23 protein-coding genes are annotated in these 22,362 nt (G+C 68.1%); 8 read left to right on the top strand and 15 right to left on the bottom strand.

The genetic code is table 11. The annotated features are described in order from the left end of the window. Nucleotides 1–38: 38 nt before the first annotated feature. The 5 genes from rlmB to carD are packed head-to-tail and all read right to left on the bottom strand — an operon-like array spanning nt 39 to nt 4,117. The gene (gene rlmB, locus GON09_RS15335) at nt 39–1,007 is read right to left on the bottom strand and encodes a 23S rRNA (guanosine(2251)-2'-O)-methyltransferase RlmB (RefSeq protein WP_213932540.1); all 969 of its coding nucleotides are present in this window, start codon (nt 1,005–1,007) and stop codon (nt 39–41) included. Then, a complete protein-coding gene (gene cysS, locus GON09_RS15340; RefSeq protein WP_213932541.1) occupies nt 1,007–2,401 on the bottom strand; it encodes a cysteine--tRNA ligase in 1,395 nt (464 codons plus the stop codon). Before cysS ends, rlmB begins: the two co-directional genes overlap by 1 nt. An 11-nt stretch (nt 2,402–2,412) precedes the next feature. Then, the gene (gene ispF / locus GON09_RS15345; RefSeq protein ID WP_213934463.1) at nt 2,413–2,889 is read right to left on the bottom strand and encodes a 2-C-methyl-D-erythritol 2,4-cyclodiphosphate synthase; all 477 of its coding nucleotides are present in this window, start codon (nt 2,887–2,889) and stop codon (nt 2,413–2,415) included. A 15-nt stretch (nt 2,890–2,904) separates the two neighbouring features. Further along, a complete protein-coding gene (gene ispD, locus GON09_RS15350) occupies nt 2,905–3,603 on the bottom strand; it encodes a 2-C-methyl-D-erythritol 4-phosphate cytidylyltransferase (protein ID WP_213932542.1) in 699 nt (232 codons plus the stop codon). Nucleotides 3,604–3,628: 25 nt separating this feature from the next. Next, the gene (carD, locus tag GON09_RS15355) at nt 3,629–4,117 is read right to left on the bottom strand and encodes an RNA polymerase-binding transcription factor CarD (RefSeq protein WP_006550486.1); all 489 of its coding nucleotides are present in this window, start codon (nt 4,115–4,117) and stop codon (nt 3,629–3,631) included. Nucleotides 4,118–4,393: 276 nt separating this feature from the next. Between carD and GON09_RS15360 the strand changes: the two genes are divergently transcribed. The 3 genes from GON09_RS15360 to dinB all read left to right on the top strand — a co-directional run bounded on the left by GON09_RS15360 (nt 4,394) and on the right by dinB (nt 7,810). Beyond that, nucleotides 4,394–5,026, top strand: coding sequence for a hypothetical protein (locus GON09_RS15360; protein WP_213932543.1), 633 nt, complete (start codon nt 4,394–4,396; stop codon nt 5,024–5,026). 89 nt (nt 5,027–5,115) lie between these two features. Next, entirely contained in the window at nt 5,116–6,507 is a 1,392-nt protein-coding gene (gene radA, locus GON09_RS15365; RefSeq protein WP_213932544.1) for a DNA repair protein RadA, read from the top strand. Between the two features lie 40 nt (nt 6,508–6,547). After that, the gene (dinB, locus tag GON09_RS15370) at nt 6,548–7,810 is read left to right on the top strand and encodes a DNA polymerase IV (protein ID WP_213932545.1); all 1,263 of its coding nucleotides are present in this window, start codon (nt 6,548–6,550) and stop codon (nt 7,808–7,810) included. Here dinB and GON09_RS15375 read toward each other — a convergent pair. Beyond that, entirely contained in the window at nt 7,807–8,370 is a 564-nt protein-coding gene (locus tag GON09_RS15375; RefSeq protein WP_213932546.1) for a PaaI family thioesterase, read from the bottom strand. The two genes, dinB and GON09_RS15375, sit on opposite strands and share 4 nt — an antisense overlap. 94 nt (nt 8,371–8,464) lie before the next feature. On the opposite strand from GON09_RS15375, the gene disA reads away from it, so the two are divergent. Further along, nucleotides 8,465–9,547 (top strand): DNA integrity scanning diadenylate cyclase DisA, encoded by a 1,083-nt coding sequence (gene disA / locus GON09_RS15380; RefSeq protein WP_213932547.1) that lies wholly within the window; start codon nt 8,465–8,467, stop codon nt 9,545–9,547. Nucleotides 9,548–9,562: 15 nt separating this feature from the next. Here the strand turns inward: disA and GON09_RS15385 are convergent, their stop codons facing one another. Next, a complete protein-coding gene (locus GON09_RS15385; protein WP_213932548.1) occupies nt 9,563–10,297 on the bottom strand; it encodes a hypothetical protein in 735 nt (244 codons plus the stop codon). 102 nt (nt 10,298–10,399) lie between these two features. Next, a complete protein-coding gene (locus GON09_RS15390) occupies nt 10,400–11,029 on the bottom strand; it encodes a carbonic anhydrase (RefSeq protein ID WP_213932549.1) in 630 nt (209 codons plus the stop codon). Nucleotides 11,030–11,122: 93 nt separating this feature from the next. Between GON09_RS15390 and GON09_RS15395 the strand changes: the two genes are divergently transcribed. Beyond that, on the top strand, nt 11,123–12,007 hold the full coding sequence (locus tag GON09_RS15395) for an A/G-specific adenine glycosylase (RefSeq protein ID WP_213932550.1): 885 nt from the start codon (nt 11,123–11,125) through the stop codon (nt 12,005–12,007). Here GON09_RS15395 and GON09_RS15400 read toward each other — a convergent pair. After that, a complete protein-coding gene (locus tag GON09_RS15400) occupies nt 12,004–12,759 on the bottom strand; it encodes an alpha/beta fold hydrolase (RefSeq protein ID WP_213932551.1) in 756 nt (251 codons plus the stop codon). The two genes, GON09_RS15395 and GON09_RS15400, sit on opposite strands and share 4 nt — an antisense overlap. Nucleotides 12,760–12,792: 33 nt before the next feature. On the opposite strand from GON09_RS15400, the gene GON09_RS15405 reads away from it, so the two are divergent. Beyond that, entirely contained in the window at nt 12,793–13,098 is a 306-nt protein-coding gene (locus GON09_RS15405) for an antibiotic biosynthesis monooxygenase family protein (protein WP_064063132.1), read from the top strand. Between the two features lies 1 nt (nt 13,099). After that, complete coding sequence (locus GON09_RS15410) at nt 13,100–13,630, top strand: DUF1990 family protein (protein WP_213932552.1); 531 nt, start codon at nt 13,100–13,102, stop codon at nt 13,628–13,630. Here the strand turns inward: GON09_RS15410 and GON09_RS15415 are convergent. The 3 genes from GON09_RS15415 to GON09_RS15425 form a co-directional block, all read right to left on the bottom strand. Next, nucleotides 13,620–14,300, bottom strand: a complete 681-nt coding sequence (locus GON09_RS15415) for a DsbA family oxidoreductase (protein ID WP_244865521.1) — start codon at nt 14,298–14,300, stop codon at nt 13,620–13,622. The two genes, GON09_RS15410 and GON09_RS15415, sit on opposite strands and share 11 nt — an antisense overlap. A 77-nt stretch (nt 14,301–14,377) precedes the next feature. After that, complete coding sequence (locus tag GON09_RS15420) at nt 14,378–14,818, bottom strand: OsmC family protein (RefSeq protein ID WP_213932554.1); 441 nt, start codon at nt 14,816–14,818, stop codon at nt 14,378–14,380. Between the two features lie 100 nt (nt 14,819–14,918). Next, complete coding sequence (locus GON09_RS15425; RefSeq protein ID WP_213932555.1) at nt 14,919–16,217, bottom strand: oxygenase MpaB family protein; 1,299 nt, start codon at nt 16,215–16,217, stop codon at nt 14,919–14,921. Between the two features lie 119 nt (nt 16,218–16,336). Here GON09_RS15425 and GON09_RS15430 point away from each other — a divergent pair, with 119 nt between their 5' ends. Beyond that, the gene (locus tag GON09_RS15430) at nt 16,337–16,963 is read left to right on the top strand and encodes a TetR/AcrR family transcriptional regulator (RefSeq protein ID WP_213932556.1); all 627 of its coding nucleotides are present in this window, start codon (nt 16,337–16,339) and stop codon (nt 16,961–16,963) included. Nucleotides 16,964–17,000: 37 nt separating this feature from the next. On the opposite strand, the gene GON09_RS15435 is transcribed toward GON09_RS15430, so the two are convergent. The 3 genes from GON09_RS15435 to GON09_RS15445 all read right to left on the bottom strand — a co-directional run bounded on the left by GON09_RS15435 (nt 17,001) and on the right by GON09_RS15445 (nt 22,216). After that, complete coding sequence (locus GON09_RS15435) at nt 17,001–17,645, bottom strand: MBL fold metallo-hydrolase (RefSeq protein WP_213932557.1); 645 nt, start codon at nt 17,643–17,645, stop codon at nt 17,001–17,003. A gap of 325 nt (nt 17,646–17,970) precedes the next feature. Then, complete coding sequence (locus GON09_RS15440; RefSeq protein ID WP_213932558.1) at nt 17,971–20,514, bottom strand: ATP-dependent Clp protease ATP-binding subunit; 2,544 nt, start codon at nt 20,512–20,514, stop codon at nt 17,971–17,973. Nucleotides 20,515–20,785: 271 nt separating this feature from the next. Then, nucleotides 20,786–22,216 (bottom strand): phospholipase D-like domain-containing protein, encoded by a 1,431-nt coding sequence (locus GON09_RS15445; protein WP_213932559.1) that lies wholly within the window; start codon nt 22,214–22,216, stop codon nt 20,786–20,788. Between the last annotated feature and the right edge of the window lie 146 nt (nt 22,217–22,362).

Raw genomic sequence — 22,362 nt, forward strand, 5'->3', positions numbered from 1 at the left:
GGCCGACTCGGTCGGACTCGGCGCTGCCGCGCAGGCGGTCAGGCTCGGCGCTGCCGCGCGATGTCGGCGAGCACCACGCCCGCGGCGACGGAGGCGTTGAGCGACTCGACGTCTCCGGCCATCGGGATCGACAGCACCGCGTCGCAGGTCTCCCGCACCAGGCGCGAGAGTCCCTTGCCTTCCGAACCCACGACCACGACCACGGGATCGGTGCCGTCGAAATCGTCGAGGTTGGTATCGCCACCCGCATCGAGACCGACGACGCGGACGCCCCGGGACTGCCAGTCCTTGAGAGTGCGCGTGAGGTTGGTGGCACGCGCGACCGGCAGCCGGGCTGCGGCTCCGGCACTCGTGCGCCACGCCACTGCGGTCACCGACGCCGAGCGGCGCTGCGGGATGACCACACCGTGCCCGCCGAAGGCCGCGACCGACCGGATCACGGCACCGAGATTGCGCGGATCGGAGATGTTGTCGAGGGCCACGAGCAGCGGCCGCTCGTGATTCTCCGCGGCGCGGGCGAGCAGGTCGTCGGGGTGCGCGTAGCGGTAGGGCGGTACCTGGAGACCGATGCCCTGGTGCATCCCGTTGGCCGACAGACGGTCGAGTTCGGAACGCGAGACCTCGAGGATCGAGATGCCCATCTCGGCCGAGCGCTGCACGGCTTCCTTGAGCCGCTCGTCGGCCTCCGCACCGAGGGCGACGTACAGAGCGGTCGCGGGGACACCGGCACGCAGGCACTCGACGACCGGGTTGCGGCCCAGCACCATCTCCGGCCCGTCCTCGGCCTTGCGACCTGCTGCGGGACGACGACCGCCGCCGCGAGGATCTGTGGCCTTGGCCGCGGCCCGGGCACGCCGTGCGGCGGGGTGGTAGGGCCGGTCCTCGGCCTTCGGGGTGGCACCACGCGCTTCGAGTCCGCGACGCCGCTGCCCGCCGGAGCCGACGACCTGGCCCTTCTTCGTGCCGCCCTTACGAATAGCGCCGCGACGCTGGGAATTGCCTGCCATCACTGTCCTGCTTTCAGAGACCACTCGGGTCCGTTGGGCGTATCGGTCACTTCGACCCCCGCAGCTGCGAGACGATCCCGCACCTCGTCGGCCACCGCCCAGTTCTTCTCGGCCCGGGCGGTCGTGCGGCGTTCGAGATCCGCGCCGACCAGGACGTCGAGGGCCGCGAGCGCAGCCGATCCGGAATCGTCGGTCGAGCACCAGTGCTCGTCGAGCGGATCGACACCGAGGATGCCGAGCATGCTCCGGATCTGAGACGCGATCTGCACGGCCGCGTCGAGATCGCCGTTGTCGAGCGCCTTGTTGCCTTCGCTGCGCTTGCGGTGGATCTCGGCGAGCGCCTTGGGTACACCGAGGTCGTCGTCGAGCGCCTCGGCGAAGGCATCGGTCCAGGCGCCCACGGGCACTTCTCCGGCCCGATCGCGGGCCTTGAGGACGAACGACTCGAGCCCCCGGTACGCTGCGGCCGCTTCGGCGAGCGCGTCGTCGGAGTACTCGAGCATCGAGCGGTAGTGGGCACTGCCGAGGTAGTAGCGCAATTCCTGGGGGCGGACCCGGGCGAGCACGTTGGGGATGGACAACACGTTGCCGAGCGACTTCGACATCTTCTCGCCGCCCATCGTCACCCAGCCGTTGTGCAGCCAGTAGCGGGCGAAGCCGTCGCCCGCGGCGCGGGACTGGGCCATCTCGTTCTCGTGGTGCGGGAAGACGAGGTCCATGCCTCCGCAATGGATGTCGAAGGTGCCCCCGAGATAGAAGCCCGCCATCGCGGAGCACTCGAGATGCCAACCGGGACGACCGCGTCCCCACGGGGTGGGCCACGACGGCTCCCCGGGCTTCTCGGCCTTCCACAGCGTGAAGTCGCGCGGGTCGCGCTTGCCGAGCCCGGCGCTCTCACCCTGGTGGACGTCTTCGATGCGATGACCGGAGAGGGCTCCGTATTCCGGATAGCTCAGCACGTCGAAATAGACGTCGCCGTCGGAGGCGTAGGCATGCCCGGCATCGATCAGGCGCTGGATGAGTTCGATCATCTGCGTGATGTGGCCGGTCGCGCGGGGTTCCACCGAGGGAGGAAGCACACCGAGAGCGTCGTAGGCGCGGTTGAAGGCCCGCTCGTAGGTCGAGGCCCATTCCCACCACGGCCGACCCGCCTCCGCGGCCTTGCGGAGGATCTTGTCCTCGATGTCTGTGACATTTCTCACAAACAAGACATCGAGACCCTTGGCTCCGAGCCACCGGCGGAGCACGTCGAACGCAACGCCGCTGCGTACGTGCCCGATGTGGGGTTCGCCTTGGACGGTGGCGCCACACAGGTACACCGAGGCCTGGCCGGGGACCAGCGGTTCGAAATCCCGCACGGCCCGCGATTCGGTGTCGTATAAGCGCAAGGTCACGACCGTCGATCCTACCGCTCGTCCTGCTGCGCCAGGACCAGTGCGGTCGCAACCGCGGCCACACCTTCTCCCCGGCCGGTGAGGCCGAGCCCGTCCGTGGTGGTCGCCGACACGGAGACCGGACCGCCGAGCGCCTCGGACAGCACCGCCTGCGCCTCCTCGCGTCGCGGCCCGATCTTCGGGCGGTTCCCGATCACCTGAACGGCGGCGTTGCCCACCACCCAGCCGGCCTCGGAGAGCAGGCGTCGCACCTCCTCGAGCATGGCGACGCCGGAGGCACCGGCCATCTCGGCGCGTCCCGTACCGAAGACCGCGCCGAGGTCGCCGAGACCGGCAGCCGAGAGCACGGCATCGCACAGGGCGTGCGCGGCCACGTCACCATCCGAATGACCCTCGCATCCGTCGGCATCCTCGAACAGCAGCCCGGCCATCCAACACGGCCGGCCGGGCTCCACGGGATGCACGTCCGTTCCGATGCCGACACGCACGATGCTCACATCTCCTTACTCGGTGCGGAGGCCGGATGCGAGCACGGCACGTGCCAGCACCAGATCCAGCGGGGTGGTGATCTTGAAAGCGAGCGGATCGCCCTCGACCGTGGTGACCCGGTGACCCAGCCGCTCGACGAGTCCCGCGTCGTCGGTGGCGTCAGCGGCGTCGCGGTTGGCCCGTTCGAGCAACGCGACGTCGAATCCCTGCGGAGTCTGTACCGCGCGAAGGGTCGACCGGTCGGGGGTGCCGGTGACGACGCCCTCGGCGTCCACACTCTTGATGGTGTCGACGACGGGCAGGACAGGAATCACCGCATCGCTACCCGTCCGCAACGCATCCACGACCCGGACGAACAGATCGGCCGGGGTGAGCGCGCGCGCGGCGTCGTGGACGAGGACGAACCGCGCTCCCGATGCCGCCGAGAGACCGGCACGCACCGAGTCGGCGCGTTCGGCTCCGCCCGCCACCACACTCACCCGGTCGGCGAACGCCTCGCCGACCAGCCGGGCCGCGGGGGTCGCAGCCAGCTCGGGTGGCGCGACGATCACGACACGGTCGATCACCGCCGAGGTGAGCATCGCCTCGACCGAGCGGTCGAGCATCGTGCGACCGTCGAGTTCCACGAACGCCTTGGGCAGCGGTTCACCCAGGCGAACACCGCGGCCGGCCGCCGGAAGGATTCCGACGACCGGCCCGTTGCGATCGTTCATGTGCAGTTTGCCGATGTCGCGCCCGTCAGGAAGCGGCAGCGAGAACCTCGTCGAGCATGGTTTCCGCCTTGACGTCGTCGGTGCCCTCGGCGAGTGCGAGCTCGCCGACGAGGATCTGACGCGCCTTGGCGAGCATCCGCTTCTCACCTGCGGACAGGCCGCGGTCCTGCTCCCGGCGCCACAAGTCGCGCACCACTTCTGCGACCTTGTTGACATCGCCGGAGGCCAGCTTCTCGAGGTTGGCCTTGTACCGCCGTGACCAGTTGGTGGGTTCTTCCGTATGAGGTGCGCGCAGCACCTGGAAAACCTTGTCGAGGCCTTCCTGCCCAACGACGTCGCGAACTCCGACGTACTCCGCGTTCTCTGCAGGTACCCGGACCGTCAGGTCGCCCTGCGCGACTTTCAGAACCAGATATTCCTTCTGCTCACCCTTGATGGTGCGTGTTTCGATTGCTTCGATCAGCGCCGCACCGTGATGGGGGTATACGACGGTGTCTCCGACCTTGAAAATCATGTGTCCCGTGCCCCTTTCGATTCTCCCAGTTTAACACGTGACCACATCGCCCTCCCGTCAACGGTGCAGGTCAGGGGCATCGAGCGCTGAGCCTGGGGCTTGACAGGCAGTCCGTTCCGTGTATCGGGTGACGTCCGACACACCCGCCGATCGGCGCCGGTCGCTCTCGCCGTCCGGACGAGAATCCGCACGAGATCCGGCCCCGACGTACACAGCGCACACGGGAACTACTACTCTGCCTAGTGGATTGCGAGCCTTACTCGAGTGGAGGAACCCGTGACTGCTCTCAAAGCGCCGACTCGCCGAGTCGTGACCGCTCTCGCCCTTGCCGCGGGAGCGGCGCTCACGATGTCCGCGTGCAGCGCCGGTCAGATCACCCAGACCTCGACCCAGGTCGCGGCCATCAACGGTTCCAACGTGGACGCCGGAAGCCTCGCGCTGCGCAACGTGCACGTGATCTACCCGGACTCCGAGGAATACAGCATCGAGCCCGGCGGCACCGCCCTGCTCGGCTTCACGATCGTCAACCTCGACCCGTACGTAGGCGACAACCTCACCGGTATCTCCACCGATTTCGCGGCCTCGGTCACGGGCACCCCCATCGAGGTCCCGCCGCAGTCCTCCGTGGTCGCCGGTGTCTCCGAGGCGAATGCCGCCCTCGTCGAGGAGGTCGACGAGTCGCCGCGTCCGAACAGCACCGAGGAGACCCCCTCTCCGGCTCCGGCCGCCGTCGTCAACAACGTCGAGCTCGTGAACCTCTCCGAGGGTGTCCGTCCGGGTCTGACCATCCCCGTGACCTTCACGTTCGCCGAGGCCGGCGACGTGACGCTGTCCGTGCCGATCGATGCCGGACCGGAGCTCCCCCGCGACGAGTCGGAGCTCTCGCCGATCGTGGGCGAAGCACACTAGGAATTTCCGCGGAAGGGCCCGGTCGAGCACAGCTCGGCCGGGCCCTTCCGTGTCCGCCCGGTGTCGGTACGACCGTCTATTCTCCGGCCGTGGCAAAGACCAAGACCCTCTATCGCTGTTCCGACTGCGCGCACACCGTCGCGAAATGGGTAGGACGCTGCCCCGAATGCGGAACGTGGGGGTCGATGGACGAAGCAGCCGTCCAGCCCGTCGCGGTCGCGGCACGAGCCGGCACCTCGCTCGCCCGCGCCGGTGCCGCCGCCGTGCTGCCGAGCACCCCGGCCACTCCCCTGTCGCAGATCGACGGCAAGGCCACCCATGCGAAATCCACGGGCATCCCGGAGCTCGACCGCGTCCTCGGCGGCGGTGTCGTCCCAGGTTCCGTCGTCCTCCTCGCCGGCGAACCCGGCGTCGGCAAGTCCACGCTGCTCCTCGAGGTCGTGCACCGCTGGGCGCTGCGCGGCGAGTCCGATCGAGCCCTCTACGTCACCGGTGAGGAGTCGGCCGGTCAGGTGCGGTTGCGCGCCGATCGTACCGGTGCGGTGCACGACCGGGTCTATCTCGCCGCCGAGAACGACCTCGCGACGATCTTCGGACACGTCGAGCAGGTCGGGCCCACGCTGCTGGTCGTCGACTCCGTACAGACGATGCTCGCCGCCGATGTCGACGGCGTCACCGGCGGTGTTACGCAGGTACGCGCGGTCACCAGCGCCCTGACCTCCCTCGCGAAGTCCAGCGGCATCCCGGTGCTGCTCATCGGTCACGTCACCAAGGACGGCGCGGTGGCCGGTCCGCGCTCCCTCGAGCACCTCGTCGACGTGGTGCTGCACTTCGAGGGCGACAAGCACTCCACGCTGCGCATGGTCCGCGGGGTCAAGAACCGCTTCGGGGCCGCAGACGAGGTGGGCTGCTTCGAACTCGCCGAGGACGGGATCGTCGGCGTGAGCGACCCGTCCGGATTGTTCCTGCAGCACCGAGACGAGGCTGTGCCCGGCACGGCCGTCACGGTGACGATGGACGGCAAGCGCCCGCTTCTCGGCGAGGTTCAGGCCCTCGTGGTGCCCACCCACAATCCGTCTCCACGACGTGCCGTGAGCGGCCTCGACTCCGCGCGGGTCGCGATGGTGCTCGCGGTGCTCGAGCGTCGCTGCGGCCTCGGCCGGCTCGGCAACTGCGACGTGTATGCCTCCACCGTCGGCGGCATGCGGATCACCGATCCGTCCGCCGACCTCGCGCTCGCGCTCGCCGTCGCCTCGGCCGTGCGCGATCAGCCCGTACCGGCCGGCACCGTGCTCCTCGGGGAGGTCGGCCTCGCCGGCGAGGTCCGTCGTGTCGCAGGCGCAGGCCGTCGTCTCGCGGAGGCGAACCGGCTCGGCTTCGACCGCGGAGTCGTTCCACGCGATGTCGAGGGTGTGCCGAAGGGCATGAAGAAGTTCGAGGTGTCGAACGTGGCACAGGCACTGTCGACACTCACGCGCTGAACCGCGATCCCGCTGCCGTGTCGGCGGCCGGTGCGAACATGTGTTCGTGTCCGATGCGACGGTCCTGCACGCCGACCTCGACGCGTTCTACGCGTCGGTGGAGCAGCGCGACGATCCCTGGCTGCGCGGCAAACCGATCGTCGTGGGCGGGGGTGTCGTGCTCGCGGCGAGCTACGAGGCGAAGGCGCACGGCATCGTCACTGCGATGTCCGGCCGGGCCGCCCGCGCGCTGTGTCCGGGAGTGATCTCGGTGCCTCCCCGTATGGAGGCCTATGCGCAGGCCTCCCGTGAGGTGTTCGCGATCTTCGACCGCACGACGCCGGTCGTGGAGGGAATCTCGATCGACGAGGCGTTCCTCGACGTCTCCGGTCTGGGGCGTATCGCGGGCAGTCCCGTCGACATCGCCGCGCGTCTGCGCCGCACGGTCGCCGAGGAGGTGGGCCTGCCGATCACCGTCGGCGTCGCGCGCACCAAGTTCCTCGCGAAGGTCGCGAGCGGGGTGGCCAAGCCCGACGGCCTGCTCCTCGTCCCTCCACACGCCGAATCGGAGTTCCTCCACCCGTTGCCGGTGGAGCGGTTGTGGGGCGTCGGCAAGGTCACCTCGGCGAAGCTGCACGCACACGGACTGAGGACCGTGGCCGACGTCGCCTCTCACTCCGAGTCCGATCTGGTATCGCTGCTCGGACGCGCGGCGGGAGGCCACCTGCACGCCCTCGCGATCGGTCACGATCCGCGTCCGGTCCGTCACCGGCGGCGCAGTTCGATGGGCGCGCAGCACGCTCTGGGTCGCGGACCGCACAGCATCGGGTCGGTGGAGGAAACGCTGCAGTTGCTCGTCGACCGGGTGTGCCGGCGGATGCGCCGGGCCGGGCGCCTCGGGCGGACGCTCGTCCTGCGGATGCGCTTCGCCGACTACACCCGCGCGACCCGCTCCCACACCCTTCCCGGGGCCACCGCCCGCACCGACATCCTGTCCGCGGCGGCACGCGACCTGCTCGAACAGACCCGGCCGCTCATCGCCGACCGTGGTCTCACTCTGATCGGGATCGCAGTGACGAATCTCGTCGGCGAAGGCGTCGAACAGCTCGAGTTACCGTTCGACGAACCCGTCGAAGCGGACGCCGCCGGTACCGGCGATGCGCGGACTCATCGTGCCGTCGACCGGCATGCCCTCGACGCCGTCCTCGACGACCTGCATTCCCGCTACGGTGCCGGCACGGTCACCTCGGCCGCCCTGCTCGGGCGCGAGCACCGTTCCGGTGTTCCGTTGCTTCCCGACGACCCCGGCGAACCGACCTCTTAGATCGCCGAGATGTCGTGCTCGCTCTGCGGGACACCGTCCACGAAGTCCCGTCCTTTGGCGAAGTGCTCATGCCCGACCAGCACGAACAGCGCCACCGACGACGCGACCACGACGTCCGGGTCGGCCAGTGGCCCGTCGACGATGCGTGCCTCCGCACTGGTGTAGACCTTGCGACGCACGGTGCCGTCGACACGCGCCCGGAACTCGAGGACCGAACCCAACGGGATCGGACGGGCGAAGTCCGTCTCGAAATGCCCGGTGACCACGGCGGAACGCAGAGCGGCGTTGCACGCCATGCCCTGCACCTCGTCGAATGCCGTCATCAGGATGCCGCCGTGGATGAATCCCGGTCCGCCCTGATAACGCGTGGCGACGTCGAGCCGGCCGAGCACCTCGAGGCCCTCACCGAGCGTGAACTCCATCGCCAGACCCGACGGTTGGTCGTCACCACAGCCGAAGCATTTGCCCCAGTGCTGCGGCACCGGCACACCCGGGCCGGGATGGTCTTCCGGCAGGTCGGGAACGACGAGGTCGTCGGGCAGAGTCCAGGTGCTGCGCATAAGCAAGTAATGTAGTTGCGCGGTCGGGAGCGCCGATCCGAGAGTCCGCGCATTGTGACGACCACCGCAGACCGCACAGGGAGGGGATGTCCAGATGACCGAGTCGGCGCCGGCCTCGACGCTGAGCGACACCATCGCTCGTCTGGCGCCCGGCACCGCGCTACGCGACGGTCTCGAACGGATCCTTCGTGGTCGGACGGGCGGACTGATCGTCCTCGGTTTCGACGAGAAGGTCGCCGAGCTGTGCGACGGCGGATTCGAACTCGACGTCGAATTCGCCCCTACCCGGCTACGGGAACTGTCGAAGATGGACGGGGCGGTGGTCGTGTCCACCGACGGCTCGCGCATCGTGCGCGCCAACGTCCAGCTCGTGCCCGATCCGAGTATCCCCACCGTGGAGTCCGGCACCCGGCATCGCGCCGCGGAGCGCACCGCGATCCAGACCGGATATCCGGTGGTCTCGGTCAGCCAGTCGATGAGCATCGTCAGCGTGTACGTCGACGGTCGCCGCCACGTCATCAACGACTCCGCGACCATCCTGTCCCGGGCCAATCAGGCCGTTGCGACACTCGAGCGCTACAAGGCCCGGCTCGACGAGGTGACCCGGCAGTTGTCCGTGGTCGAGATCGAGGACATCGTCACGCTGCGCGACGCGCTCACCGTGGCACAGCGACTCGAGATGATGCACCGCCTGTCCGTGGAGATCGAGCAGGACGTGCTCGAACTCGGTACCGACGGTCGTCAGCTGGCCCTCCAACTCGAAGAACTCGTCGGTGACAACCAGCTCGCCCGGCAGCTCATCGTGCGCGACTACCTGGCCGGCGATCATGTTCCCTCTCCGCAGGAGGTAGAGCAGGCGCTCGAGCGTCTCGCCCGCCTGACCGACGTCGATCTGCTCGATCTGACGACCCTTGCGCGCGCCTTCGCATATTCGGGCACCATCGAGGCCCTCGACACCTCGATGAGTCCTCGCGGTTATCGCGTGCTCCATCGGGTGCCGCGGCTGCAGACCCGGCAGATCAACCGGCTCGTGGGGGCATTCGGCACCCTGCAGGGACTGCTCGCCGCCACCGCTGCCGATCTCCAGGCCGTCGACGGTGTCGGCGCCCTGTGGGCCCGGTACATCCGCGAAGGACTGTCGCGGCTGGCCGAAGCCGCCATCAACCATTACGACTGAGCGGCCGTTACCTGCTCAGGGCGTGATGTTGAACGGCTCGGGCACGCTGCGCAGGCCGCCGAGCTGCCCCACCACGGTGTAGGCACCGGGACCGACCGGTTCGCGCGGTGCCGTGCAGCCGGGTTCGGAGGTCGTCGCCGACCACTTGACGGAGTAGGCCGCCTGGTCGCCCGGAGCGAGCGACCGGATATCGGCGGTCGATTCGGGGAAGCAGTCGGTGTTCGCCCAGAGCCGCTCGTTACCGTCGAGGCTGTAGACGAGCACCTGCTGCAGACCGGCACCGAGGTCGCGTTCGCACTGCGACGTCCCGATGTTGGTGATGACGATCGTGAAGTCGGGTTCGGAGCCGACCCGGTAGTTCGGCTCGTCGGCCGTCACCCGCACGGCCAGCGACTGATCGGAGCACTGGCCGGGCGGAACCGGCGCGGCGGAGGTGGTGCTCGTGGACGACTCGTCCTCGTCTGCGTCCGCCGACGCCGAACCCTCCGGGTCGCGTGAGCCGGACGAGGCCGACCCTCCCCCGCTCCGCGTGGTGCTCCCGGCCGCCGCCTCGGCGGACGCATCGGCCGCCGTGGTCGTGGCGGAGGTCGTCACTTCCGCGGCCGCGGGCTTCGGGTCGGGATCGTCGCCGCCGGTGAACGCCAGCACGAGCCAGATGACCAGCGCCAGCACGACCACCGAGACTCCGATCGCGAGAACGCGTCGTCGCCAGTAGATCTCGGGGGGCAGAGGACCGGTCGGTTCAAGCACGCCCCCCACGGTATGTGCCGCGGGCTGCGCACGGCTACACCCACCGTCGGCGTGTCGCTGTGACCTGCGGTCACATCGCTGCGACCGACAGGTTCACATCTCTCAGTTGTCGGCGACCTCACCGATATCTCCGATGTGGCCCCGCAGGCTCACGCGACCGTCATCGAGCTTGTAGGTGACGCCGACAATGGCGCAGCGACCGTCCGCAATGCGGTCGGCGATGATCCGCGAACGATCCGTGAGCAGTTTTCCGGTCTCGACCACGTGCCGGCCCTCGAGTTCGTCGACAGTGCTCAGGCCTTCGGCCCGGCCCATGAGGATCGACGGTGCGACCCGCTCGACGAGGCTGCGGATGTGACCACCCGGCACCGAACCCTTGTCGAGCGCGTCGATGGTCGCGGCGACGGCACCACAGCTGTCGTGGCCGAGGATGACGATGAGGGGGACGTCGAGGATGTCGACGGCATACTCGATGGAGCCGAGCACAGAGCTGTCGATGACGTGGCCTGCCGTGCGAACGACGAACATGTCGCCGAGGCCCTGATCGAAGATGATCTCCGCGGCCACCCGGGAGTCACCGCAGCCGAACAGGACAGCGGTGGGGTGCTGACCGTTGACCAGTTCGGCCCGACGGTCGATTCCCTGGCTCGGATGCAGCGGCGTACCGCTGACGAACCGGTGATTACCCTCGGTAAGAGATTTCCAGGCGGAGATGGGATTCGAGTTCGGCATGCGTACATTATTCACCCGCGCGCGTGTCCGATTTCGTTCGACGTCTCCGAAACGGATCCCGACGCCCGACCCTGTGACCCGAGGAGACCCGAGATGTCCGTCGATGCACCGTCGTTGCTGCGCTGGTACGCAGCCCAGGCCCGCGACCTGCCGTGGCGCCGTGACGGGGTGACGGGCTGGCAGATCCTCATGTCCGAGGTCATGCTGCAGCAGACGCCGGTTGCCCGGGTGGCGCCGATCTGGGAGGAGTGGGTGCGGCGCTGGCCCGTGCCGTCGGCGATGGCCGCTTCGAGCCAGGCGGAGGTCCTGCGGGCGTGGGGAAAGCTCGGCTATCCGCGCCGCGCGCTGCGCCTGCACGAATGCGCCGGCGTGCTCGCCACCGAACACGACGATCGCGTACCCGAGGACGTCGATGTCCTGCTGAGCCTGCCCGGTGTCGGCGCCTATACCGCGCGGGCGGTCGCGTGCTTCGCATACGGGCAGCGTGTGCCGGTGGTGGACACCAACGTGCGGCGTGTCGTCGCCCGGGCCGTCCACGGTCGGGCAGAGCCGGGGAACCCGTCGACCACACGGGATCTCGCCGACGTCGAGGTACTCCTCCCGCGTCAGCGTGCCCGTGCGGCGACCTTCTCCGCGGCGCTGATGGAACTCGGCGCGACCGTGTGCACCGCCCGCACTCCCGACTGCGGGCGCTGCCCGCTGCCCGACTGCGCGTGGGTGCAGGCCGGGCGACCCGCGCACGACGGACCGCCCCGGAAGGTGCAGAAGTTCGCCGGTACGGATCGGCAGGTGCGCGGCCGGTTGATGGCGGTACTGCGCGAGAGCAGCGTCCCGGTGGAGCGTCCCGTTCTCGACAGCGTGTGGACCTCGGATCCGGGCCAGCGCGACCGCGCTCTGCATTCGTTGCTGGTGGACGGTCTCGTCGAGCAGACCGACGACGGCCGGTTCGCGCTCGCCGGCGAGGGGGCGACGTCCTAGAGCCGACCGCGCGACAGCGAATGCGTTGTCAGGAAGCGCTCCACTGCGGCGCGGAATTCGTCGGGTCGGTCGTCGTGCACGAGGTGTCCCGCGCCCTCGACCAGAACGTACTCGGTGCCGGGGCGCGTCGCCATCTGCCGCATCTGCCCCTCCGGGGTGATGGTGAACTCGCCCTCGAGCAGCAGCGCGGGCACCCGCACCGAGTTCCACTCGTCCCAGAAGTGCCGTGCCCCCCACTCCTCCGAGATGTCGCGGAAGGTCGCGACGTCGCCGTGCAGATGCCAGCCGTCCTCGCGGCGGACGAACGAATCGAGGAAATAGCGCCCCGCGACAGGACCGAAATGGTCGAGCACCGCGTTCTCCGTGGGGAACGGCTGCGGCCACTGTTCGACCATCGCCGCCCAGTTCGCGGCCGTGCGTCCCCGGAAGTCGGGTGCCATGTCCTCGAGCACCAGCGCGGTCACGCGTTCGGGATGAGCCGCGGCGAAGCACCACGCGTGCAGGGCGCCCATCGAGTGTCCGAGCACGGTGAGCGGTTCGGTGAGCCCGTGCAGATGGGCGTGAAGATCGGCGACGAATGCCTCGGTGGTGAGTTCGTCGGGAGCGGAGCGACCGTGTCCGGCAGCGTCGAAGGTATGGACGTGCCCATGTTCACGCAGCCACGGCACGTGGCGACGCCACGTCCGCGCGCTGCCCATCAGACCGTGCAACAGCAGGATGGGTCGTCCGGTTCCGCCCTCGTCGTGCAACACAATCGACCAAGTTAGCGGAGTAGGCTCTCGCGCATGGCAGTCGTGAAGATCAATGCAATCGAGGTTCCCGAAGGCGCAGGCCCCGAGCTGGAGAAGCGGTTCGCGAATCGTGCGCACACCGTCGACAACTCCCCCGGATTCCTGGGTTTCCAGCTGCTCCGCCCCACCGCCGGCGAGAACCGGTACTTCGTCGTGACGCAGTGGGAGACCGAAGAGGACTTCGCTGCATGGCGGGACGGGGGCGCACGTGCCGCACACGCCGGTGAGGCGAGGAACCCCGTCGCGAGCGGCGCGTCGCTGCTCGAGTTCGAGGTCGTCCTCGACGTCAAGAAGTCCTGAGATGTCCGCGTCCGGCGAGTCCGGGCGTGAGCTCACCTATCCGGAGGTGGGAGCGAGTCTGCGGGCCTTCCGAGGCGAGGCGCCGCTTCCCTCCGGTTATCGGCACCTGAGAGTCGGGAGCGAATTGGGCAGCGGCGACACCGTGTTCGAGGTCGCCGCTGCCCGGTTGCTCTCATGGGACATGCACCGCGGTGCCGGAATTCACGTTCCGGCGGACACCCCCGCCGCGGCAACCGGACTCGACGTGAGGCTCGGTTTCGGCCTCGGACCGGTACGGGCAACCGCGCCGTGCCGTGTGATCGAAGTGTTCGATACGGATCGGCAGCGGGGTTTCACCTACGGCACGCTCGACGGGCACCCGGAGAGCGGTGAGGAGACCTTCGTCGTCGAGCGCACCGCCGACGGACAGGTCAGGGGCACGGTGATCGCGTTCTCCCGCCCCGCCCGCTGGTACACCCGACTGGGCGGGCCGGTCGGGCACATGCTCCAGCGGCGGATCGCGCGACGTTATCTCGCGGCACTCACAGCGTGACCGTCACATCGTCGACGGCTCTGCGCAGGAACGCCCGGAAGACATCCGCCGGCTGGGCACCCGACACCGCGACGGCACGGTTGGCCACGAAGAACGGTACGCCCTGCACGCCCAGGTTCCGCGCTTCGAGGAGATCGGCGGCCACGGCGTCGCCCGCCGCCTCACCGGCAGGGTCGTCACCGTCGAGGGCTGCCCGCGTCCACTGCGGATCGAGTCCGACCTCGGCCGCGACCTTCACGAGGACATCCGGGTCGTCGATCACCTCACCGTCGACGAAATGCGCCCGAAACAACGCTTCGAGGACCTCGTCGCGCTTGTCGCCGGCGAGATGTGCGAGCCGATGCGCGTCGAAGGTGTTGGCGGCGACGACCTTGTCGAAGTCGATGTCGAGGCCCACGCCGCCTGCGGTCTCGGAGACCTGAGCGAACATCTGCCTGACCTGCTCGGCCGGCACGCCCTTCATCGCGACGAGCGCCTCGATCTCCGGGACCCGCCGCCCGACCGGCGTATCGGGCGAGAGCTGGTACGACCTCCAGGTGACCTCGATCCGGTCGCGCTCGTCGAAGGATGCGAGGGCCTCCGCGAAACGACGCTTGCCGATGTAGCACCAGGGGCAGGCGATGTCGGACCGGATCTCGATATGGGCTGTGGGGAGAAGTACGTCGGGCATGCTCATACTCGGGTACAACCCGGCCCTGACGTGCCCTGTTCCCCTGCCGGTCAGGCGTGCTCCGTTCCTCCGCCCGTTCAGCCTTCGAGAGCAGCGTCCAGAGAGATGTCGACGCCGGTGAGTGCCTTGCTCACAGGGCACCCGGCCTTGGCGCCCTCCGCGGCCTTGGTGAAGCCGTCGGCGTCGAGGCCGTCGACCTCGCCCCGCACCTTCAGCGTGATCCCGGTGAGCCGGAAACCGCCTGCCGGGTCCGGTCCCAGCGAAACGTCGGCGGTGACCTCGAGGCTCTGCGGTGTGCCGCCCGCTTCCGCGATCAGCGCGGACAACTGCATCGCGTAGCACGACGAGTGTGCGGCGGCGATGAGTTCCTCGGGACTGGTGGTGCCGTCCGCATTCTCGGCCGAGCGCTTGGGGAAGGACACGTCGAACGTGCCGCGGCCCGAACTGGTGAGCTCCACCTGTCCGGAGCCCTCCTGCAGATCTCCGTTCCACGCGGTCCGTGCAGTACGTGTGGGCATGATGTCTCCTTCTTCGTGTGGGCAGCACTCCGGAAACCACACTTGCAGAATCACCGGGATGGCGAGGGTCGTTCGCGGCAGAGCGTTCCCGATGTCCGGATCAGGCCGATCGCGCCCGGAGTTCGCGGTCCCGCTCCCCGATCGCCTGCACGGCTTCGTCCCGTTCGTAGGGCCGCACCTCGAGCCGCCGCTTCACCTCGGCGATCTCCCGCATGCGCTCGGCGTGACCCCGCCGGGCGGCGCGTCCGGCATCTCCGGGCACCAGGACACTCAGGCGGTCGCGCACGAGATTGCGCGCGAACCACACCGGATACAGCGCCGCCATGGGGCTCAGGCGGGGAATTCCCACGGCGTCGGCGTATCCGGAGCCCAGCGACAGACGGGCCAGGTCGGCGTGGAAGTGGTAGTGCGCCCAGCTCCTGATCCGGTTCGACAGGCCGGACCCGTCGAGGCCGTAGATGCGGGGCACGGCCTTCAGCGCGGCGTCGGTGAGAGCCGCGGACGAGTCGTCGGGGTCCACTTCCGACCAGACCGCCAGCCAGATCAGGCGCAGGAGTTCGTCGAGAGAGGTGACCTGCAGTTCCGCCGTGACTCCCATCGTGTGCGCGATGTAGCGGTAGAGGTGGACGATCGCGTCGCGCTCACGTCGCGAGTACCAGTGCCCGGCCGCCATGACGGCGAGAGCCACCCCGGCGATCGGGATCATCGTCACGCAGTAGTGCAGCTGGTTCACGGGCCGGCCGTGCGTGTCGGTGTTCCAGTCCTCGACCCGGCCGATCCCGGCACGGATATAGGCGTGGACGACGCGGACACGAGCGGTGTTCTTCGTCCCCTCCCCGAAACGCTCCATTCCGCCCGGAGCCGTGCAGTCCATCGACCAGGAGACCGTCTCGACGATGCGGGCCGCAGCGCGCTTCGCGAGGTCGCCGCCGCGCAACAGCACGTCGTTGACGCGCGGGGAGACGTAGCTGGCCGGGAAGGCGATGGCGGTGGTGAACGCCATAAGGGTGCTCATCGGCATACGCGCGATCGCCCGCGCGGCGAGATCGAGCTTGTCGTAGTCGACCCAGAACGGCACGTCGTCGAGGGCGGCGATGAACGCTTCCACTTCGGGCGCGGGGTCGTCGACCGTCTCGATGCCGTGTTCGAGTGCCTGCTCGAACTGCGTGCGGATCCGGAGCCGGTCGCGGCGCATGGCCGCGACCAGATCGTCGGCCACCGGATCGCAGGTGTACGCGAACTTGGCGAACGCCCGGGCCTGGGCGCGGGTGGGACGCACCGAGTCGCCGGCGAGCAACGACATCGCCAGGCGAGGACCGCCCTCCTTCAGGATCGGCTTCGGTGCGAGTCGGTCGGTTCGGTCGTGCAGGTGGGCTGTCGGCGGGGCTTCGATCGTCACGTTTTCCTCCTCGTCCGGATTCGGGACCGACTATGACAAGGATCGCTCAATTAGTAAACAATTGATTCCGGAATCTTCAGATTCCGGAAGGTTGTAGTGGTTGTGCAACACTCGACGATGTGTCCGAGCCCGAAGCCACCCGTGCATATCGCGGCGTTGCCCCGGCCGATCGACGCGCCGAACGCCGCACACGCCTCCAGAGAGCGGTGATCGACGTGGTCGCCGACGAAGGATGGTCTGCGGCGACGGTACGGAAGGTCGCGGCCACCGCCGGAGTCGGTCCGCGCTTCTTCTACGAGAGCTTCACCGACATGAACGACCTCGCCACCACCGCCTACGACGAACTCGGTGCCACACTGCTCGAATGCGCCGTCGACGCGATCACGTCGGCCCCCGACGACCTGCACGCCAAGGCACGCGCCGCGATCGGAGCGATCGTCGGTGCCGTCGAACTCAACCCTCAGCAGGGTCGTTTTCTCATCTCCGACGCGCCCCCGCTCGCCGAACGGAAGAGCGCATTCATCCGCGCCGCCGCCGACGAACTCGTCAAGCAGAGCGACGCGGTGGGCAGCCGCCTCGACTCCCGGCAGGCCGAACTGTGTGCGGTGGTCGTCATGGCCGGGGCCGTCGAACTCGTCCGCGGCTGGCTCGACGGCACCCTCGACATCCGCCCCGACGAACTCACCGAGATCGTCGCCAGCACGCTGTCGACGCTCACCGCGCACATGCCGACCATCGGCAGATGAGCCGATCCGGGCGGATGGTCCGGAAGAGGACCTCTGCTCAGCCCTGCACCGTGGCCGACAACCCGACCAGCGCCTGGTCGATGTGGGCGGGCCATTCCCGGGGGTCGATCCGGTGCGCGCCCGACTCCCCCGCGAACGCACTCGAGATCACCACATCGGGCTCCGTCGCCGCCAGCAGACGCAGACTGTCGGTGAGCGCACGGGCATCGCTCATTCCCTCGATGTAACCGGCCCGCCACTTCCCCGAAGCACCGCGATACAGCGTGTCGCCGGTGAACAGATAGCGGGTTCCGTCCGCGCCCGGCACCAGATAGCAGATGCTGCCCACCGTGTGCCCGGGCGTCGGAACGATCTCCACCCCGTTGTCGTCCACGTGACCTTCCGTCAACGGGACGTCGATGCGGGCGTGCCGGCCGATCACGTCGGTCTCCACCGCCGCCGCGTGGAGTCTCGACCCGAAGCGCTCGGCGATCCTGCCGAGCATCGGGCCGGCCTCGTCCTGATGGGACAGGTACTGGTCGGTGATCCCCCCGAGGCGGTCCAGTTCGTCGAAATCGGCCTCACTCGCGACCGAGTAGAAGAGCACATTGTTCTTCCCGGTCCACAGATAGGCGTGCGTCCTCAGCCCTGGGAACGGGTTGTCCTCCTGCGTCTCCCACAGATCGGGCAGTACTTGCCGCATTGCGATACCTCCCTGGTCGTCGTCCGTTCACGACCCACCGTGCAACCTCGAGCCGACTGGAGGTCAAGCAGGGAAGGAAGAGTCCGGACATCCTCGGGTGAAGCGGCACCTGCAGGCGCAGCACGGAGCGGTGACCACGATGCAGCAGGATCCCCGCCCACTCGTCCGCGCAGCCGTGGACCGCGCACGCCGGATCGTGAACTGGGTAGGGCGTGCCGGCGCCCCCTGGTCCGGTCGACGAGGCCGAACGCGCAGCGAGAGGGGCGACACCCTCTCGGGTGCCGCCCCTCTCGGTACAGCAGTGCCTGCTACAGGCAGCGGGCGCTTATCCGGCTTCGGACTCGCCCTCGCTGGACTTGGCCAGCGCGACCGCCGGGGTATCCGGGACCTCGGCCGGCTTCTCGCTCGGCGTGAACGTGAACTTCGCGTTCTCGCCCGCACCCTCGCCGTCCCAGCCCTCGACGTCGACGAGGACGATCTGGCCGGCGCCGATCTCACCGAACAGGATCTTCTCGGAGAGCTGATCCTCGATCTCACGCTGGATCGTGCGACGCAGCGGACGTGCGCCGAGCACCGGGTCGAAACCGCGCTTGGCGAGCAGCGACTTCGCCTTCTCGGTGAGCTCGATACCCATGTCCTTGTTCTTCAACTGCGTCTCCACACGTCCGACCATGAGGTCGACCATCTGGATGATCTGCTCCTGCGTGAGCTGGTGGAAGACGATGATGTCGTCGATACGGTTGAGGAACTCGGGCCGGAAGTGCTTCTTCAGCTCGTCGTGGACCTTGTTCTTCATCCGCTCGTAGTTCGACGCCTCGCCCGTGCCGGCGGAGAAACCGAGCCCGACGGCCTTCGAGATGTCGGCGGTGCCGAGGTTCGACGTGAAGATCAGCACGGTGTTCTTGAAGTCGACCGTGCGTCCCTGACCGTCGGTGAGGCGACCGTCCTCGAGGACCTGCAGAAGGGTGTTGTAGATCTCCTGGTGGGCCTTCTCGATCTCGTCGAACAGAACCACGGAGAACGGCTTGCGGCGCACCTTCTCGGTGAGCTGGCCGCCCTCCTCGTATCCGACGTAGCCGGGAGGAGCACCGAACAGACGCGATGCGGTGAAGCGGTCGTGGAACTCGCCCATATCGATCTGGATGAGAGCGTCGTCCTCACCGAACAGGAAGTTCGCGAGCGCCTTGGACAGCTCCGTCTTACCCACACCGGACGGGCCGGCGAAGATGAACGAACCGGACGGACGCTTCGGGTCCTTCAGGCCGGCACGCGTACGACGGATCGCCTTGGCGACGGCCTTGACGGCGTCCTCCTGGCCGATGATCCGCTTGTGCAGCTCGTCCTCCATGCGGAGCAGACGCGTGGTCTCCTCCTCGGTGAGCTTGAACACCGGGATACCGGTCCAGTTGGCGAGGACCTCGGCGATCTGCTCCTCGTCGACCTCGGCGATGACGTCGAGATCGCCCGCACGCCATTGCTTCTCGCGCTCGGCACGCTGCGCGACGAGCTGCTTCTCCTTGTCGCGCAGGCTCGCGGCCTTCTCGAAGTCCTGCGCGTCGATCGCCGATTCCTTCTCGCGACGGGCATCGGCGATCTTGTCGTCGAACTCGCGCAGGTCCGGCGGCGCGGTCATGCGGCGGATGCGCATGCGGGCACCGGCCTCGTCGATGAGGTCGATCGCCTTGTCGGGCAGGAAGCGGTCGTTGATGTAGCGGTCGGCGAGAGTGGCCGACGCGACGAGCGCCTTGTCGGTGATCGAGACGCGGTGGTGCGCCTCGTACCGGTCGCGCAGGCCCTTGAGGATCTCGATGGTGTGCTCCACCGTCGGCTCCCCGACCTGCACCGGCTGGAAGCGGCGCTCGAGCGCGGCGTCCTTCTCGATGTACTTGCGGTACTCGTCGAGGGTCGTCGCACCGATGGTCTGCAGCTCACCGCGGGCGAGCTTCGGCTTGAGGATCGAGGCGGCGTCGATCGCACCCTCGGCGGCACCCGCACCGACCAGCGTGTGCAGCTCGTCGATGAACAGGATGATGTCGCCCCGGCTGTTGATCTCCTTGAGGACCTTCTTCAGGCGTTCCTCGAAATCACCGCGGTAACGGCTGCCGGCGACGAGCGAGCCCAGGTCGAGCGTGTAGAGCTGCTTGTCCTTGAGGGTCTCGGGGACCTCACCGTTGACGATGGCCTGCGCGAGACCCTCGACGACCGCGGTCTTACCGACACCCGGCTCGCCGATGAGCACAGGGTTGTTCTTCGTACGACGCGACAGCACCTGCATGACGCGCTCGATTTCCTTCGCCCGGCCGATGACCGGATCGAGCTTGCCCTCGAGAGCTGCCTGCGTGAGGTTGCGGCCGAACTGGTCCAGGACGAGCGACGTGGACGGAGTGCCGGTCTCGCCACGGCTCGTGCCGGATTCCGTGGGCTCCTTGCCCTGGTATCCGGACAGCAGCTGGATGACCTGCTGACGCACCCGGTTGAGGTCGGCGCCGAGCTTGACGAGCACCTGCGCCGCCACGCCCTCACCCTCACGGATGAGACCGAGCAGGATGTGTTCGGTGCCGATGTAGTTGTGTCCGAGCTGGAGCGCTTCGCGCAGGCTCAGCTCGAGGACCTTCTTGGCACGAGGAGTGAAGGGAATGTGCCCCGAGGGCGCCTGCTGCCCCTGGCCGATGATCTCTTCGACCTGGCTGCGAACACCTTCGAGGGAGATACCCAACGACTCGAGCGACTTCGCCGCCACACCCTCACCCTCGTGGATGAGGCCGAGGAGGATGTGCTCCGTGCCGATGTAGTTGTGGTTGAGCATCCTGGCCTCTTCTTGAGCCAGGACAACGACGCGCCGCGCGCGATCGGTGAACCTTTCGAACATCGCACTCCCTCACACTCTCCGGCCGCCGGTCCGGTACGCCGATCGTCCCGCACCCTGCTGCCGCTCTTAAGCTCCGGCACTCGAGTCGTTCGTCGGAACCGTTTCGAGGTTCCAAGCTCCCACTCCACACTCTAGTGGTCGTGGTATCGACTCGCTTTCCCTCTACCCTTCGCAAGGCGGCAGGAAAACCCGGTTTCAGAAGTCAACGCTGCACGTGGCGGATACGTTTCCGCAAGCTGTACGCCACAAGCGAACAGCGGCAGCAGGGGAATCAACGGGCGAAGAACCGCTCGATCCTGCGTCCGAGGCTCCGCGAGGCACGTTCGGGATCGGCCAGAGCGCTTTCGGCGAGGACACTGTCCTCGTCCGATACCGTACCCGGTTCGAACGGCCGCAGCGAACGTCCCGGCCCACGTAACCGCTCGATGGTGGAGATGAGCGATCCGCCCTCCTCCGTGGCCTCGGCAACCAGCTTCGGGTCGACATCCAGATGTTCCGCCACCAGGATGTTGCGCAGCTCGACGGCTGCGCGGCCGACCGCGTCCCCGGGTTCGGCGGACTCGATCGCCAGGTCGCATTCGGTGTCGAATCCCATCGAACGGTTGTTCAGGTTCGACGACCCGATCCGCAGCAGCGTCTCGTCCATGACGACGACCTTCGCGTGCACGTAGATCGGCTCCCCGCCGGCCGTGACGGGATAGTAGGCGGCGAAGCGGCCGTGCGCGTCGGCGTCCCACAGCATGTGCAGCAGGGCACGCCGGGCACCGTCCATCGCCTTGCGTTCGAGCCAGCCCTCGGCGTTGCGCGGGATCACCACCACGATCTCGGGCCCGTCCGGTTCCTGCAGTCGCTCTGCGAGCGCGTCCGCGATCCTGCGCGAGGCCAGATACTGACTCTCGAGGTAGAGGGTGTGCCGAGCCTTCTCGATCACCGACAGGTACAGCGACTCGATCTCGTGGACGCCGTCCTTTCCGCCGTAGGCGGGCAGCGTGCGGGCGATGCCCACGTCGACGCCACGCAAGGTCGGCTCGAGGCCGTCGGGCCAGATCGGTTCCGGGTCCGGCACCGGATCGAGTTCCTCGCCCGTGGCCGCCTTCCACCGGGCACGGGCCTGGTCGCCGAGGGCCTGCGCGGCCCCACCGTCGACGGCAGTGGTCACGTCGTGCCAGGGCCCGTAGCGTTTGCCGCTCGGCTCCCGCCGGTACTTGCTACGGTCCGGGTGATCCGGCGTATCCCAGCGGTCGACGGTCATATCGATACCGCCGCAGAAAGCGATACTGTCGTCGACCACGAGAATTTTCTGATGATGGGCGGCACCCACAGGATGTGCCCCGTCTATTTCGAAGTGCAGCCGCGGGTCGGTGAGCCAATCGAGTACGAACACCGGAGTCATTCCCCGCGCCAGGGCGCTGAACGCGCCGATGTTCCACTTGAGTAGATAAATATCGAGATCGGGCCGCCGTTCGGGGAGCCATTCGAGGAATTCACCGAGTTTGTTCGGTCCCTCGAGAGTCGGACCGTCCGGTTCGAACTTGATTCGGGTGTCGAAATCCCACCCGATCAGCATGATGCGCTTTTTCGCCCCGAGCATCGCCGACTTGGCATGACGGAAATAGTCGGCTGCATCGACGATGCAGGTCAGCCTCTCCGCTCGCGCGATTCGCCAGCAGGTGGAACCCGGTTCGAGCACGGTCTCGGCCATGAGCGGATGCTACTCCCCGACCGCATCGCCCCAGCTGGCCCACATCGGGGATCGGTGTGACGGAGACCACTGAGCCACAAGCGAACCCGCCTTCGACGATTGTGGGGCGCCGTCCACGGATGGACGACGCCCCACGGACGACCTGT

It is taken from the genome of Rhodococcus sp. B50 (assembly GCF_013602415.1).
Taxonomy (GTDB): Bacteria; Actinomycetota; Actinomycetes; order Mycobacteriales; family Mycobacteriaceae; genus Rhodococcus.